Genomic DNA, 15,895 nt, shown 5'->3' with positions numbered 1-15,895 from the left:
TAAGTGATCTGCTAGTCAGAAGTGAAGGATTCTAGATGAGTTGCGAGCGAGTCTAGCTGATCAGTGGACTAGAGAGCATAAACAGGGCACCGGCAATAGATCCAACCCAAATCAAGACACACCTACCTCATCGAACCGGTTCGGAGAGCGGACTCAATCCGCGTGTCTGCCGCTCGTGATTCCTGGGGCACCGTTAAGCAGTCCGAGTTCGGGCTTGCGAGGTGATTCTCAATGGCCTCTTCCTGGCCTGTCGAGCGAAAATCGGGACGATGGCAAACGACCATTGACCCGTCAACATGACGCCGTCGGAAAGCCCTTCTTATAGCCAGCGGAATGGCCTGCAAAGCCACGCACATTCTCGTCTCCACCGGTGGGGCGAAGGGTGCGACTGAAGCTGCGGGAGCGCAGGGTCGAACGGCTTCTGCGGATGGCACGGCCGCCTCGGCGACGGCACCACTGCTGCAGACCACGGACGTGGCGCTGGCCTGCGGGAAGGCCCGGATCCTCGACGGCATCAACCTCACTCTGGAACCAGGAGACTGCACGCTGCTGCTGGGCGAGTCAGGGTCGGGTAAGACAACCCTGTCACGCTGCATCGCCGGCCTTAACGATGACTACTCCGTTGCCGTGCGATTGCGCGGAACGGAGCTGGCGAAGTCGATGAGGAAGCGGACGAACGAGCAGCGAGTCGGCATCCAGTACGTCTTCCAGTCGCCGTTCTCCTCACTCAACCCGTGTAGGTCCATCGGCCAGTCACTGACCGTGCCGCTGGAGATGAGCGGTGCGGGCACCGCTACGACCCGGAAGGCGCAGGTCGAAGAGGCCTTGGACTCGGTGCGGTAGGGGCGCAGCTTCTACCACCGCCGACCCGGCGACCTGTCCGGTGGTGAGCGGCAGAGAGCCGTGATCGTCCGCGCACTGGTCAACCATCCATCGGTGTTGGTCTGTGACGAGATCACCTCGGCACTCGATGTGAGTGTGCAGGCCTCGATCATCGGGCTGCTGCGCACACTGCGGAAGGAACACCAGTTGGCGATGCTCTTCGTCACGCACAATATTGCGCTCTCACGCCATATCGCTGACAACCTTGCAGTGCTCACAAGGGCTCGATCGTCGACTACGGCCTCACCGCCGAGGTGCTGGAGAACCCGAAGCACGAATACACCCGCACGCTCATCGCCGACGTACCGAAGTGCTGAGGCGGAGGCTTGGTATAGCCAACAGTCGGCGATGAGTACAGACGAACAGCCTGCGGCATCAGCATCGGGTGCGTTCCGTCAGGTCCGCCAGATGCAGAGCGGCAAGCGACTGTAAAGTTCATGCCGCAAGCCAACAATTTTCCGGTTGAAGTATGAGAAGTACTGTCGATTGTTCGCGGGCCTGCTTTGTGAGTTTCCTCGGGCTCTGGATGACCGGGCTGCCAGCCCTTAATGTATTTCCAAGCAGGCGTGGTGCGCAAGAGTGCAGAAACCTCACTGATAAACTTAAGAAGCGATTTTTAATCGGATTCGAGTGCGTAATTTAGGGGCTGGGGAATGCGTGTTTCTGCACAACAACCTGCGGGGCGTCAGTGGAACGCGGTGGTCGATGACTATGCCTTGCGCGCATGGCGATCGCCTTCGGGCTCCTCGTTCAAGGTAGGTTCGAATGCTTGTTTCTGAGACCGGTCACTTTCTGCCTGAACACCACTATCTGATTCGGCATACTCTCAGCGACCAGGCGGGTGGGGGGATGCAGGCGATGCTTCGTCGAGCAAGCGCATTCGCCGACTACTATGGAATGCCTGTCGACTTACTTACGTATGGATTTCAGCCGGAACTGACCTGCTTCGAAGCGTCTCTTCGTGAATCTGGAAGATTAGCTCCGGAGGTACGCGTTCAAAATTTGTGGAACATCCTGTCGGAACTCACTCGAGAACCATCCGCTGAGCTATTTCAAGAGTGGTACGGAGGCAAGCCTTTAGGGCAGCCGAGCGGAAGTTCAGAGCCTAACGGAGTCATGGACAGCGGTCTTCAGCGTATGACGCAGTATTGCGGAGACTCTGAGGAAATCGAATCCATCGACTACCGCAGAGAGGACGGAACTCGATTTGTCAGCGATATTCGGATGGAAGAGGGGTCGGCACTCCGAAGGAAGGTAGCGCTTTTAGCTCCCGACCAGCAGATCCTGAAATCGTGGAACAACGTGACGGATATGTTTGCATGGCTCTTGACGAAGGGATTGGGGCGAGAGAATTCCGTCATAGTGGTCGACCACCCGGCTATGGCCAATTCGATTGCTCAGAACGGCTATATTGCTCCAAACAGCATCCTCATAAAGTGCTACCACAGTAACCATTCGGCTGCACAGTCGAAAGTTGGGTTCGGAGTTCTTTCGAAAAGGCACATGGTATCGATGGAACGGGCTGATGTGTTCGATGCCAATGTCTTCCCGTCGGCGGGCCAGATTAGTGCCGTTGCAGACCTCATAGGCGAGTCCGCAAACATGTGGTCCATCGGAAACATTATCGAGCCTGCGGTTGGTGCTTCGTCAGAAGAGGAGCATCGAAAGGACTCAGGCGTTGTTATTAGTCGTCTTGTCCGCGAGAAGAACGTAGATCACGCAATCGATGCTGTCCTCATGGCCAACGCTGAGGGGTCTGCACACGAGCTCCCCACCATGTTGTCGATTTTCGGAACTGGCACTGATCGGCCGAGGCTGGAGCGCCTCATCGACGAACACGAAGTGGATGATCAGATCAAACTCCTCGGGTACACGAACGACGTCTATGATGAGTTCAAACGGGCATCATTCTCAGTACTTCCTACAAACCAGGAGGCCTTCGGCCTGTCCATTGTTGAAAGTATGGCGTGCGGTTGCATACCGATTGTCTACGACGTCCCCTATGGGCCGAGCGAGATCATCACGGACGGAGTCGATGGATTCCTAGTGCCTTTCGGAGATATTCGCGCGATTGCAGACTGTGTGCGAAAACTGCGAACAATGAGCGACCTGGATCTAGAGAAGATGCGGGACGCCGCGAGGAACCGAGCGAGCGACTACGGCAGTCGGGAGATTGCTCAAACGTGGGCCCGCGTGATTGACGCTACACGGAACCGCAAAGACAACACAGCGAAGTCCGCAATAGCCCAGCGGGAGCTTCAGATAGCGTCTATCACTCCGCTTGATGGTTCAAATGGCCCGCCAGCAGCGACCCCATCGCTTGACGTCGAGTTGTGTATCGATTCACGGATCAAATCTGCCGACCTGCCAGGTGCGAAAGTGTTCTTGTCGTTTCGTGGCAGGGGGAGCACTTTGCGTATCCGCGTCCCCGGCTTCCTACGAATAAGGCGACACGGTTTCCTACGCCGACAGCAAACATTGGTCATGAAGTTTCCCATACCGACTTCGCAATTAAACCGTGCGCCGCGAGAGATCATGGATACCTTTGTGCGTATCAATGATGGGGTAACAGTCCGCGAGTTTCGTCTCAAAGCAGCGGGAGTTGACTTGGCGGCGTTCAAATTGCCTGCTGTGCTAGAAGCTTATGAGACTAAAGGCGGATACCTCAGCCTTCGTAAGCCGATTCGCAGGGACTTTTGAGCTGACTAGCCTCTCGAGCGTCAACTATTGGTACCGGTACTTCTAGGGAATCGGCCCTTCTGGGAGGACGTCCTCAGCGAGGGGCTGCGATCGACAGTAAAGTTCCGGGCACGAGCGTGAGGTCGTAGGCCTCAAGCTGCTCGGATTTGAGCCGGCTGCCCGTGGCGAACTGTGGATCGAGGCTGATGGCGACGAGGTCGGTGTTGGAGAGCAGGATCGCGTCGGGGCTGAGGTCTTCGAGCAGCGATTCGATCTGCTCCTCGAGGCTGCGGACCGTCATGTCGATGCCTGCGACCCCGTAGAACTCACCGGAGATCTCCAATGGCACGGTGAAGGTGAACGCGAACTGGTCCGTGCACATGTAATCGACGAAGGGCCCCGTCATATGAGGCCGGCCGGTGGCTGCCGGCACCCGGTACCATTCGATGTCCTCGAGTCCGGCCTGATATGTGCCGAGCTCGGTCAGATCGGCGTCGAGAGGCAGCGGATCCACATGACCGTTCTCGCGTTGCGTCACCCACCACAGCAGGGACCGCGATCGGGCCAGCACCGTGGGATGGACGCTGACGATGCCCGCGCCGGCGAATTTGCTTGTGGAGTTGAGGATGTCGAAGACAACCTTCTCCATCTGTGCTTCCAGTGTCCGAGAATCGGCGGATATCGCTGCGATTGCGACGCTTGAGATTCTCTCGATCGTCTCTGGAACTTGAGCATGCCAAGCGATGATGACATCAAAGAGCCTTGTCATCTCGGGTGTTTCAGCGATTGTTCTCACGTTCGTGCCTTTGTGCGTCATTGCGTCTGGACAGCAACCATCTCAGAGAGATGGTAACAGCTTCTCCACGGGCCGTGATTGCGGCGTCCGTGTGCCCCGAGATCATCTCATCAAGCATTGTCCGATTGAGGGCGAAGATCGAATCGCGGAGCTCAGCGTCATCCAATCCGATCCAGAGAAGTGCGCCGAAATCATTCTGGATGCGGATCTGTTCGTGAACCAGGCGAACCGATTGGGACTCACCTGCCAGGCGCAGATCCAGGCCACCTTGGACCGACCGGGCGGCAGCGCCGTCAGTCGGGTCTGCGCGGATGAAGGTCTCGCGGACGGCGCACAGGTTCTCCTCCAGGCCCATGGCCGAAATCGTTCTCAGCACACCATCGGCGATGGTTCGGTAATAGGTTGCCAGGTCGGTGATCTCTGCGCGAGAGAGTGCGGCGATGCGTTGTTCCAATAGAGCGCTCGCGTGTCTGGAATCGACCGCGACGAAGCTGCCGCCGCCCCGCCCTTGCTTGGTGTAGAGCAGATTTGTGGCACGCAGATGTTGGAGCGCTTCTCTGACGGTGACGAGCGAAACTCGAAACCGCGATGCCAGTGCCGTCTCCCCGGGCAGGCGGTCACCTGGGGCGAGGACTCCCGTTGCAATGGCGTCTTCGAGGCGCTGCCGGATCCTGGAAACCAGCGCTTTCTCGCCGATCGGGGCGTAGATGGCCGCGGTGACCGCAGAGTTCGAACGGCTATCTTCCATATGTCCAGTATCCGAGTAGAAGCTGAAAAAACCTTGAAACATATGGTTTCATGTGTTTATATGATTTACGACACAATCACTTGGTTTTGAGGAGCGCATCATGACAGCAACCGCGGCAACCGCGATCTCCCTTAAGGGTGTTGAACGGCGGTTTGGTGATGTCGCTGCCGTCGACGGAGTCGACCTGGATATCGCCGAAGGAGAGTTCTTCTCGATGCTCGGTCCATCCGGGTCCGGAAAGACCACGGTGCTCCGGTTGATCGCCGGTTTCGATGAGCCCACAGCCGGCACGATCGAACTCTCCGGCAAACCGGTTCAACGACTCGCCTCCTACGACCGCGATGTCAACACGGTGTTCCAGGACTATGCGCTCTTCCCGCATCTCAACGTCATCGAAAACGTGGAATTCGGTCTGCGCATCCGCAAGGTGGCGAAGTCTCGGCGGCGTCAACTGGCGCGTGAAGCGCTCGAGCGGATGAGGCTGGGCGCCTTTGAGAAGCGTCGGCCCAGTGAGCTCTCCGGCGGACAGCGGCAGCGAGTGGCCCTGGCCCGTGCCATCGTCGTGGATCCGAAGGTCCTGCTGTTGGATGAGCCCCTGGGCGCCTTGGACAAGAAGCTGCGCGAACAGATGCAGGTCGAACTCAAAGACCTGCAGCGCAACCTCGGCATCACCTTCGTCTTCGTCACCCACGATCAGGAAGAGGCCCTGACCCTCTCCGACCGGATCGCCGTCTTCAGCGACGGACAGATCCAACAGATTGATACACCGGAGAATCTCTACCGTGCACCGGCAACGGAATTCGTCGCCTCATTCGTCGGAACCTCCAACCTCTTCGATGAAGAGCATTCCCAGCGGCTGCTGGGGCGAAGTGGAATGTTCACGATCCGACCAGAGAATCTACGCATCTCCTCGGCAGGAAGCGGACAAGCCGGGCGGTTGACGGGGACCGTTCGCAACCGCATGTTCATCGGTGCGAACCATCGGACGATCGTCGATATCGACGACGTCGAAGTGTCCGTACTCGAACCTGCCGACTCACCCAGCCGCAGCCTCGGCGAGCAGGTGAGCCTCGATTTCAACGACTCTGACGTTCGGAAACTCCGGGCGGACGAACAATCAGCGGCACACGTCGCACTTGATTAAGGAGAACAGTGAAGATGGCACTGACAAAGCGCGCCAAAGGAGGCGCGGCCCTCATTGCGGCGGTTGCCCTGACCTTCGGAATGAGCGGTTGCGGAACGTCCTCCGGGGACAAATCTGATGCCGAATCCACAGAGCTCAAAGAACTCGGCAAGCCCGAGGGCGAGGTCTCACTCCTGGCGTGGCCGGGATATGTGGAGGACGGATCGAATGACCCCAATGCCGATTGGGTGACCCCGTTTGAAAAGGAAACCGGCTGCAATGTGAAGTCGCAGACCTACGGGACAAGTGATGAGGCGTTCAACCTCATGAAACAGGGTGGGATCGACGTTGTTGCCGCATCCGGGGACCTGTCTCTGCGACTCATCGCCGCCGGTGACGTGCAGCCGATCAACAATGATCTCGTTCCCAACTATGAGAACGTCTACGACTTCCTGAAGAACCGTGACTGGAACTCACTCGACGGCAAGAGTTACGGCGTCCCTCACGGCTATGGGGCGAACCTTCTGATGTACAACAAGAAGGAATTCAAGAAGGCCCCGACCTCATGGGATGTCGTCTTCGATAAGGCAGACGAGCATAAGGGCAAGATCACGGCCTACGATTCGCCGATCTACATCGCCGATGCCGCGGTCTACCTGATGAAGCACAATCCGGAGCTGGGGATCAAGAACCCGTATTCACTCGATGAGAAGCAGTTGGATGCGGCCGTCGAGTTGCTGAAGAAGCAGAGCCCGAATGTCGCCGAGTACTGGTCGGACTACCTGAAGTCCCTGCAGGGCTTCGAGAACGGTTCAGTGGTGGCAGGCACCGGCTGGCAGGTGACGAAGAACGAGCTCGACCCGAAGAAGTTCGGTGCGGTCATCCCCGATGAGGGGACCACAGGCTGGAGCGATACCTGGATGGTTTCCTCGGATTCGGAGAACACCACCTGCTCGTACAAGTGGCTCGACTACATGTCCAGCGCTAAGGGTTCGGCCGCGGCAACAGAGTACTTCGGTGAAGCTCCGAACAACCCTGGTGCATGCAAGGAAGCCGAAGATCCGGACTTCTGCGATACCTACCATGCCGGAGACGAAAAGTACGCCGACGGAATCTGGTACTGGACCACACCAATCAACGAGTGCCTTGACGGGCGAACCGACGTCAAATGCACCGATTACGCCGCGTGGACCAAAGCGTGGCAGCAGATTAAGGGATGATCACGAATGAGCCAGTCCAGCAGCACCAAGAGCCGAATTCAACCTCCGCCGAGCACCGCCACGCGACGTCTATCGAGCTTCTTCGGCTCGCACCAACGATTGTCGCTGACTGTGCTTCTCGCGGCGCCACTGGCCTGGCTCATTCTCATCTACATCATTGCGCTGCTTCTGCTCCTCGTAACAGCATTCTGGTCGACCGACAGCTTCACCGGTCAGGTCGTCCAGGACTGGACGTTGGGCAACTTCAAAGAAGTATTCGGTGAGGCCCTGTATCGGGCGGTGACGGTGAGGACCCTCATCATCGCGGTGTCGGTGACGGTCATCGATGTCCTCATCGCCCTTCCCGTCGGGTACTTCATGTCGAAGGTCGCCGGCCCACGGCTGCGAGGGGCGCTGGTTGTCGCCTTCCTCATGCCGCTGTGGGCGGCGTACCTCGTCAAGGCCTACGCGTGGCGGACCATCGTCTCACCGCATGGTCTGCTCGATTCGATCGGAGTCTCGCCGGGGTTGGGACTCATCGCCACGATCATCACGATGTCCTACATCTGGCTGCCCTATGTGGTGATGCCCGTCTATGCAGGCTTCGAAAGGATCCCGGACAGTCTCATCGAAGTGGCGGGCGACCTGGGGGCAAAGGGGTGGCGAACGTTCACCGCGGTGATCATCCCGCTCGTGTGGCCCTCGGTGATCGCCGGTTCCATCTTCTCGTTCTCACTGACCCTCGGTGACTACATTGCGGTGCAGATCGTCGGTGGATCACAGCAGCTGTTGGGAACTCTGATCTACGCGAATGTCGGCACCGGTGGCAACATGCCGCTGGCGGCGGCCACGGCATTCATTCCGATTGCGGTCATCCTGATCTATCTGACCGCCGTTCGCCGCACAGGCGCACTGAAGAACCTTTAGGACACACCATGAGAATTCCTCTACCGGTCAAAGCCGTTCTCACCATCATCGTGTGCGCGGTCCTGGCCTTCGTCTACATTCCGTTGTTCATCGTCGTCATCAACTCGTTCAACTCCAGCCAATCACTGGGCTGGCCGCCGAAGTCCTTCACCTTCGAATGGTGGATCAGGGCCTTCAGCGACAGCGGAGCCCTCTCCGCGTTGGGGACAAGCCTCCTGGTTGCGGCGTGTGCGACAGTGATCGCGCTCATCCTCGGCACACTGGCGTCCTTGGCCCTTGACCGGTTCGAGTTCTTCGGCAAAGAGGGAGTGAACCTGCTCGTCGTCTTGCCGATCGCATTGCCCGGCATCATCACCGGTATCGCCTTGAACAATGCGTTCACGACGATGCTCGGCTGGAAGTTGGGTCTGCTCACCGTGATCACGGCGCATGCGACGTTCTGCATCGTCACCATCTACAACAACGTGTTCGCTCGCATGCGCAGGCTCTCCGGAAACCTTCGCGATGCAGCAATGGATCTGGGGGCAGACGCCTTCACCACGTTCCGGCTGGTCACATTCCCGCAGTTGCGCAGTGCTCTGCTCGCCGGTGGGCTGCTCGCCTTCGGCCTGTCTTTCGATGAAATCATCGTCACGCAGTTCACCGCGGGCACCGGGGTGCAGACGCTGCCGATCTGGATCTTTGACAATATGTTCAGGCCCAATCAGGCTCCGATCGTCAACGTCATTGCGACCTTCCTCGTGATCGTCTCGATCATCCCGATCATGTTGGCAAACAAGATCGGTGGGAAAGCAGCAACCGGGGCCGCCTGAGCCCGAACCCGTTCAGAGACGACTCTCCACCGCCGCCGAGGTGGTGAGGGGAGTCGTTTGTGGTGGACTTTCGTTTGGTGCAATAGATCTGCGTCAGAGTGGTGAGACTGCAGAAATCTGAGTTGTGTCAGTGGGTCTGGGTAGCCTCGGGTCATGGAACTCAGGCGTAGGAACGGAAGCGATTCGCGATGCTGTGTCAAGCGCGAAGTTCCGCTGACGTGGAGGAATCACGTTGATGGGTCTCACCCTTCCGTTGTCGCCTTTGATCGTTGGTTGGCAAGCCTCGCTCCATTTGCGCGAGTGATCGAACTTGGTGAGATTGAAGAACTCATGGAAGCTGCGGCATATGGTCAATTGTGGGAATCGGCCGACGCGAAGACGCCTATCAAAGCGATCAACGAACATCCGGAGATCTTTGAACTCCGCCGACGTGGATTGAGTAAGGCGCTTCGCTTTTATCACGCGGAACCAGAGGGGCTCCCGTCTGCGCTGGTAGCGATTCACAGGCACATCAAAACTGGTCCTCGTGAACAGCAGCGTGAAATTGAGTATGCGGCCCAACGGTATGAGTTGGGTGCCGAAGATGGCTGGGAAGCGACGAATTCATGATTCACAACCTGGAGGTTGTTTCGGTATCATGTGTGACATGACCACAACTGATGACTGCTTCGTGTCACCCCCGGACCTGGCGTTCGTCAAGACACGCGCGAAGGTCTTGGCTCGCGAGGATAGAGAGCTGAAGGCCGCTCTCATTCGTGTGCGCAGACGATCGGGACTGAGCCAGCAAGATGTAGCTGATCGTCTCGGCGTCACGCAGCAGTCGATCTATAAGTTCGAACGATACGACTCCGACCCTAAGGCCTCGACCGTGCGCAGATACGCCAACGCTGTAGGAGCACTCGTGGAACATCGAGTCCATACGGATATTGGTCAATCGGTTCATCTGGCTGCTCGGGACCGATGGGTAAACGCCTCGCCGAATCCGGCACACTCAATCGAGTTCAATGATGCAGATCGGGTTCGCGTCGCGAAGTCCGGGTGGAAGACCTCGAACCGTTCCGATTTCGATCTGGCGAACTAGGGGAGCACAATGAAAGAGACGACTCGAGACTCGGACGTATCACGGCTCCAGGACCTCATCGATCATTCGCATCTGAAATCCATTGACTACTACGAGGTCTCGGCGCGACGATTCGAATCGGAGTCTCCCGCAGGAGAAAGTGGAAACGTGTCCATTGATCTCGCGGTGAGGTCGGATGAAAGCGAATTCGGGATTCGCCTGACTGGAACTGCAGATTTTCCGCAAGGCCAGGCCACGGTCAGTGTGGCAGGGGAATACGAGGCGGAAGATGGATTCGTTGTGCACGAACGGACTGTTCGACACTTCGCCAACGAAGTTGGGGTGATGACAGTGCTGCCCTATCTGCGTGAAGGCGTGGCCACCATTACGGCGAAGGTGTTCGGCTCGCCCGTGCACCTTCCGATCATCCCGCGTGGGGAAATCACCATCGACCTCGAGGATCCCGATAGTCGCGAATCTGACTGACCCACGCCTGATTCACCCGAACTTCGAATACTGCGCGCCGTCGTTACAGACGACGAACGGCCTTGCCCTATCTATTAGGGCAAGGCCGTCATCTATTGTTCTACAGCGAGTTACTCAGGAGTTGGACGAGTAGACCGCGCGTGAGCCTCCGGACGCCGCTTGGCCACGGTTGCGGTTGCGGGTCTCAGGGCTCGTGCCCCGATTCTCTGCGGCGCGACGGTTCCCACCACCGGTACGAGTGTTTTCATTGCGGCGACTGCCACGAGTGCTCTCGGAAGAACGGCTGCCACGAGTGCTCTCGCTGCGACGTCCGCCCTGGGCGTTTTCGGAAGAGCGACCACCACGGGGGCTCTGGCTGTTGCGTGTGCTCTGACCGCCCTGGCTGCGCTGTCCGCTGCGAGTGCTCTGTCCGCCACGGGTGCCTTCTCCGCCGCGACTGCTGCTCTGACCATTCGAACGTGAACGGCCTTCCTGGCTGCGTCCGCCGGTGCTGCTGCCCGACTGGTTCGCACGACTCGACTCGCCGCTGCGGCCGCTTCTGCCACTGCGACCTCCGCGACGACGTCCGGATGAGCGCTGGCCGCCCTGCGGCTGTTCCGCCTTCTGCTTGTCTGCTGCGGCCTGGATTGCGATCTGTGGATCGACGAAGTCAGCTGTTTCACCCACCAGATCGGTCACAGCGGGGGAGTCAGAGGTGACCTTCTGCGGGCTGACCTTGATATCGGCCTTGCGCAGAAGCTGCTGAGTGTCTCGGCGCTGTTCTGGCAACATGATCGTCACGACCTCGCCCGAGCTGCCGGCACGTGCCGTACGACCGGAGCGGTGCAGGTAAGCCTTGTGCTCGGTCGGAGGATCCACGTGGACGACGAGTTCAACGGAATCGACGTGCACGCCGCGGGCTGCGACGTCCGTGGCCACGAGGACCTTGACGTCACCTTCGCTGAAGGCCGCGAGGTTGCGGTCTCGTGCGCCCTGGGACAGGTTGCCGTGCAGGTCGACGGCGGGAATTCCCTGGGCGGTGAGCTGACGGGCGAAGCGCTTGGCCCGGTGCTTGGTGCGCGTGAACATGATGCGACGTCCGGTGCCGGAAGCGAGCCGGTGAACCAGCTCGTTCTTGTTGTCATCGGGGACCTCGAACACGTGGTGCGTCATGTCGGAGACATGCGAGTTGGGGTCATCGACGGAGTGGAGCACCTCGTTGTGAAGGAAGCGGCGCACCAGCTTGTTCACATCGTTGTCCAAGGTGGCGGAGAAGAACATCCGCTGTCCGTTGGCCGGTGTCTTCTCAAGGATGCGGGTGACAGCGGGCAGGAAGCCCAGGTCAGCCATATGATCGGCTTCGTCGAGGACGGTGACCTCGATCTGGTCCAAGGAGACCACACCCTGCTGGAGCAGGTCTTCGAGTCGTCCCGGGCAGGCGACGACAATATCGACTCCTGCATTCAGGGCGACTTCCTGACGCTTCTGCTTCACTCCACCGAAGATGGTCGTGGTCGTCATGTTGTAGGCGCGAGCCAGCGGATCGACCACGTTCGTGATCTGGGTGGCGAGTTCACGCGTGGGCGCCAAGATCAGGCCCCGAGGAGAACGGCCGCGGCGAGACGAAGAAGCCTCGGAAGCGGCCAGACGCGTCACCATGGGAATGGAGAAGGCGAGAGTCTTACCGGAGCCGGTCTTGCCTCGGCCCAGCACGTCGCGACCAGCGAGCGTGTCCGGAAGAGTGTCCTGCTGGATGGGAAAGGCGTTGGCCTTGCCCTCTGCACGAAGGCTTTCGGCCAGAACATCGGGAACGCCGAGTTCGGTGAAAGTCACGGGTGCGGTGTCTGTACTAGTTGAGCTGGAGTTCTGTGAGGGAGCTATGGGATTGGCCCTTCGACGTGCCGGAGGACGCACTGCCGCCACAGAATGGAGACAGGAGCCGCTTCCGGTCAAGGTGTGGGAACGCCGATTGGCGTTCTCGTTCGCCGAGAGAAAACGGCTTCAGAATCATGCGACCGGAATTCTTCACGGTTACAGAGACGAGGCGTCCTGACGACGCAGGGAACCTAGGATTCAGGTTCGCAGGTACTACCAGGATACATGCTGTGGACCCTACGACCTCATCGGCCGGGTTCCAGAGCACCTGCAGACGGATGGTTCGGAAGGTGATGTGACCCTGCTGGCCTCGTCGTATAGGCTTTGCGAGGTTTGCGTCCGGAATGGCGCAGCATGCAGTCGAAGAGTGGGGTCGAAAGTGATTATTCTGGGCGTAGCCCTGTTATCGGGCAGCCTCCTGATCGGGACCTGGATCGGCACACTCCTGGGTGACCTGCTCGGAGTCGATGCGAATGTCGGCGGCGTCGGCATCGCCATGCTTCTGCTCATCCTGTCCACAAACTTCCTAGTTCGCAATGGCCGGCTCAAGCCAGAGACATCCTCGGGGATCTCGTTCTGGTCGGGGATGTACATTCCCATCGTCGTGGCGATGGCTGCGACGCAGAACGTCGTCGGCGCAGTCACGGCAGGACCCGTCGCTCTCGTGGCCGGCATCGCCGCCGTGATCGCCAGCTTCGCCCTGGTGCCGGTGCTCGCGCGTGTGAAGACCCCGGGCATCGACGAACCCGTCGAAGAGTTCGCCGAGGTGAAGTGATGGATTCCCTGCTCACCACGCTTAAAGACAATGACCTCGTCGTTGCCTTCGCCCTCGTCGGGCTCGTCATGGCCGTGGCCATCCTCATCTCCAAGGTGCTCACCCGCGGGAAGTTCCAGGCCTCAGCGATCGCCATCATCCTCGGCCTCGTCCTCGCCTATATCGGTGGTGTCGCCACCGGCGGTGAGAACGGTCTGGCCGACCTCAGCCTCTTCTCCGGGGTCGGACTCATGGGTGGCGGAATGCTCATCAACCTAGCGATCGTGGCCACCGGTTTCGGTGCCAGCTTCGAGGAGATGAAGAAGTCGGGTCTGGGCGGAATCATCGCACTTGTACTCGGAGTCGTCCTGTCCTTCGTCATCGGAGCCGTGATCGCCTGGTTCTTCGGCTACCGCGACCCCGTTGACCTCACGACCATCGGCGCCGGCACGGCCACCTACATCGTGGGACCCGTCACCGGTGCAGCGCTTGGTGCCGGCAGCGGAGTGATTGCACTCAGCGTCGGTGCGGGACTGGTGAAATCGGTCCTGACCATGGTCGCCACCCCCTTTGTGGCCAAGTACATCGGACTGAACAACCCGCGTTCAGCCATTGTCTTCGGAGGTCTGCTCGGGACCACCAGCGGAGTCACCGCCGGGCTGGCCGCCACCGACAAACGACTGGTTCCCTACGGGGCCATGACCTCGACGTTCTACACCGGACTCGGCCTGCTCATGGCACCCTCGGTGCTGTACTTCGCCGTTCGCGCACTCGTCGGGTGAGCTGCAGAGGGGGAGATGTTTCGTCGCCGCGCCCGTGCGGGGCAGCGACGAGCTGAAATGGCTGAAGTTCTCGAATAGGGTGGGCCTATAACGAGCAGTGCCCGCGATGAACCGTTTCGCGCTTGATTCTGTGAGGAGACCACACGGTTTTTCATGCATATTCCGCAACCGAACCTTCGCCACCAGGATGTCATTCTCACACTGTTCGCAATGTACGGACGGCCGACTCATGTTGCTATTCCAGTGGCATCGCTGGTGACCCTCATGGGCGATCTTGGATTTGATTCGCCAGGAGTGCGGTCGGCCATCTCTCGCCTGAAACGCAAAGGGATACTCGATTCGATTCGGGACGATGGAGTGGCCTCCTATGTGCTGGATCCGTCAATGTCGGAGACGATTTCGGATGGCGACGAAAGGATCTTCTCCGAAAGTCGCCCCGACAGTGGCGGCCTCTGGGCGCTGGTCACATTTTCGGTTCCGGAATCGCAGCGTTCGATACGCCACCAGATTCGCGCGACACTCACTAGTCTCGGCTTCGGGAATGTCGGACAGGGCCTCTGGATCGCTCCGGCAGCCAACCTCCACGAAGCTCAGGTAGTCCTTGAACGGAAGGGCCTGGGCGGATACGTGGAATACTTCTCTGGTCAGTACATGGGTGATGAGCAATTGGCAGAGAAGGTTGGCCAGTGGTGGGACCTCGACGAGCTCAACTCACACTTCGACGAGTTCCTTTCCTTCTATGCGACTATCGCTGAACAGTGGCGGGCCCGTTCAGAAGCGGAACCATCAGACGCCGCACAAATCACTCAAGAGGCATTTCGTATCTATGTGCCAATGCTGACGATGTGGCGGCGACTACCCTATTTAGTCCCGCCGCTGCCTGTTGATGTTGAACTCACCGAATGGAACGGCGATCGTGTGCGAGCAATCTTCCACGAGGTTCATCGCATGCTCTCGGATCCGGCTGGCGAATACGTTGACAACGTCTTCGCTGGCGGACGTCGGAACTGAACAAAACGCACTCAAGCAGCTCAGCCACTACGCAGATGGCAGAGGGAGCAAAGAGGTGGTCGTACAGACATCGTCTGTACGACCACCTCTTTGTCTAGCCCCACTTTTCACAGTGAAAGTCGAATGTGAGATCCGATTCTTCCCCTGGTGTGCCTACGCGCGTGATGGCGGAATGACCGCGACTCCCTGGATCTCGATAAGGGCTTCCTTCTGCCAGAGCCTGCTTACTCCGATCCCCGCCAGGGCTGGGTAGTCCGAACCTGCCATCTCGCGCCAGATCTTCCCGATCTCCCGACCGTTTTCCATGTAGTCGTCGACGTCAGTCAGATAGATCGTCACGCTCACCAGATCGCGAGGCTCGCCACCAGCTTCAGCGAGAGTGGCGAGTACATTGCCGAATGCCTGCCGGAACTGCTCGATGATTCCGCCTGGAACGATATTCATGTTGATGTCGAGAGCAGTCTGACCGCCGAGGTGAACGGTGTCGCCTGCTCTGACACCGTGTGCGTAGCCCCGGGGCTTGGGTAGTGCCTCAGGGTTGACTACCTGGTGCTCAGTGGGCAGGTGCTCGATTGTGTTCTGCTGCGAACTCATACTTCCTCCATTGGCTCGTTGCTTTCCTACATTCACTGCTTGTACGGCGAGTGACGGCCGACCTAGATCGGCTGGACTCGGAACCGAATCCCTGCACGGGGTGTTGTGACGCCCGCCATATGTGCTACATTCACTTTACATGACGAACGTCAGATTCGCAGAATATGTAGATCACCGAGCCGATGCCG

Annotated in this window: 15 protein-coding genes and 2 pseudogenes; 13 read left to right on the top strand and 4 right to left on the bottom strand. The window is 58.9% G+C overall.

Features of this window, described 5'->3' with window-relative positions:
* The first annotated feature begins 333 nt into the window (after window positions 1-333).
* A pseudogene (locus BSP239C_RS18725) lies at window positions 334-1,314 on the top strand (ABC transporter ATP-binding protein).
* A 684-nt stretch (window positions 1,315-1,998) separates the two neighbouring features.
* Window positions 1,999-3,582 (top strand): glycosyltransferase, encoded by a 1,584-nt coding sequence (locus BSP239C_RS18720; RefSeq protein ID WP_180959103.1) that lies wholly within the window; start codon window positions 1,999-2,001, stop codon window positions 3,580-3,582.
* Between the two features lie 73 nt (window positions 3,583-3,655).
* On the opposite strand, the gene BSP239C_RS18715 is transcribed toward BSP239C_RS18720, so the two are convergent.
* Window positions 3,656-4,330: a cache domain-containing protein gene (locus BSP239C_RS18715; RefSeq protein ID WP_101574859.1), complete on the bottom strand. Its 675-nt coding sequence runs from the start codon at window positions 4,328-4,330 to the stop codon at window positions 3,656-3,658.
* Between the two features lie 10 nt (window positions 4,331-4,340).
* The gene (locus tag BSP239C_RS18710; protein WP_180959102.1) at window positions 4,341-5,105 is read right to left on the bottom strand and encodes a winged helix-turn-helix domain-containing protein; all 765 of its coding nucleotides are present in this window, start codon (window positions 5,103-5,105) and stop codon (window positions 4,341-4,343) included.
* Window positions 5,106-5,205: 100 nt separating this feature from the next.
* Between BSP239C_RS18710 and BSP239C_RS18705 the strand changes: the two genes are divergently transcribed.
* From BSP239C_RS18705 to BSP239C_RS18675, 7 genes are all read left to right on the top strand, one after another.
* The gene (locus tag BSP239C_RS18705) at window positions 5,206-6,249 is read left to right on the top strand and encodes an ABC transporter ATP-binding protein (protein ID WP_101574857.1); all 1,044 of its coding nucleotides are present in this window, start codon (window positions 5,206-5,208) and stop codon (window positions 6,247-6,249) included.
* A gap of 14 nt (window positions 6,250-6,263) precedes the next feature.
* Window positions 6,264-7,448 (top strand): ABC transporter substrate-binding protein, encoded by a 1,185-nt coding sequence (locus BSP239C_RS18700; RefSeq protein ID WP_101574870.1) that lies wholly within the window; start codon window positions 6,264-6,266, stop codon window positions 7,446-7,448.
* A gap of 6 nt (window positions 7,449-7,454) precedes the next feature.
* Window positions 7,455-8,354, top strand: a complete 900-nt coding sequence (locus BSP239C_RS18695; protein WP_101574856.1) for an ABC transporter permease — start codon at window positions 7,455-7,457, stop codon at window positions 8,352-8,354.
* Between the two features lie 8 nt (window positions 8,355-8,362).
* Window positions 8,363-9,166, top strand: a complete 804-nt coding sequence (locus tag BSP239C_RS18690; RefSeq protein ID WP_101574855.1) for an ABC transporter permease — start codon at window positions 8,363-8,365, stop codon at window positions 9,164-9,166.
* Window positions 9,167-9,319: 153 nt separating this feature from the next.
* On the top strand, window positions 9,320-9,775 hold the full coding sequence (locus BSP239C_RS18685) for a hypothetical protein (RefSeq protein WP_101574854.1): 456 nt from the start codon (window positions 9,320-9,322) through the stop codon (window positions 9,773-9,775).
* Window positions 9,776-9,812: 37 nt separating this feature from the next.
* Window positions 9,813-10,247 carry a helix-turn-helix transcriptional regulator gene (locus tag BSP239C_RS18680; protein WP_101574853.1) on the top strand — a complete coding sequence of 145 codons (435 nt, stop codon included), beginning with the start codon at window positions 9,813-9,815 and terminating at the stop codon, window positions 10,245-10,247.
* A gap of 9 nt (window positions 10,248-10,256) precedes the next feature.
* Entirely contained in the window at window positions 10,257-10,712 is a 456-nt protein-coding gene (locus tag BSP239C_RS18675; protein ID WP_101574852.1) for a hypothetical protein, read from the top strand.
* A 114-nt stretch (window positions 10,713-10,826) separates the two neighbouring features.
* On the opposite strand, the gene BSP239C_RS18670 is transcribed toward BSP239C_RS18675, so the two are convergent.
* Window positions 10,827-12,524, bottom strand: coding sequence for a DEAD/DEAH box helicase (locus BSP239C_RS18670; protein WP_257930288.1), 1,698 nt, complete (start codon window positions 12,522-12,524; stop codon window positions 10,827-10,829).
* Window positions 12,525-12,945: 421 nt separating this feature from the next.
* Between BSP239C_RS18670 and madL the strand changes: the two genes are divergently transcribed.
* The 4 genes and pseudogenes from madL (at window position 12,946) to BSP239C_RS18655 (ending at window position 15,113) form a co-directional block, all read left to right on the top strand.
* Window positions 12,946-13,341, top strand: coding sequence for a malonate transporter subunit MadL (gene madL / locus BSP239C_RS18665; protein ID WP_101574850.1), 396 nt, complete (start codon window positions 12,946-12,948; stop codon window positions 13,339-13,341).
* Complete coding sequence (gene madM, locus BSP239C_RS18660) at window positions 13,341-14,102, top strand: malonate transporter subunit MadM (protein ID WP_101574849.1); 762 nt, start codon at window positions 13,341-13,343, stop codon at window positions 14,100-14,102. Before madL ends, madM begins: the two co-directional genes overlap by 1 nt.
* A gap of 153 nt (window positions 14,103-14,255) precedes the next feature.
* Window positions 14,256-14,465 (top strand): annotated as a pseudogene (locus tag BSP239C_RS21440) (PaaX family transcriptional regulator); the annotation flags it as partial.
* Between the two features lie 21 nt (window positions 14,466-14,486).
* On the top strand, window positions 14,487-15,113 hold the full coding sequence (locus BSP239C_RS18655; protein WP_257930287.1) for a PaaX family transcriptional regulator C-terminal domain-containing protein: 627 nt from the start codon (window positions 14,487-14,489) through the stop codon (window positions 15,111-15,113).
* 153 nt (window positions 15,114-15,266) lie between these two features.
* On the opposite strand, the gene BSP239C_RS18650 is transcribed toward BSP239C_RS18655, so the two are convergent.
* On the bottom strand, window positions 15,267-15,707 hold the full coding sequence (locus BSP239C_RS18650) for a RidA family protein (RefSeq protein WP_101574847.1): 441 nt from the start codon (window positions 15,705-15,707) through the stop codon (window positions 15,267-15,269).
* Window positions 15,708-15,895: the final 188 nt, after the last annotated feature.

Source organism: Brevibacterium sp. 239c, assembly GCF_900169365.1.
Taxonomy (GTDB): Bacteria; Actinomycetota; Actinomycetes; order Actinomycetales; family Brevibacteriaceae; genus Brevibacterium.
The sequence above is the reverse complement of the archived record's forward strand: the minus strand, read 5'-3'. Positions and strand labels throughout refer to the sequence as shown.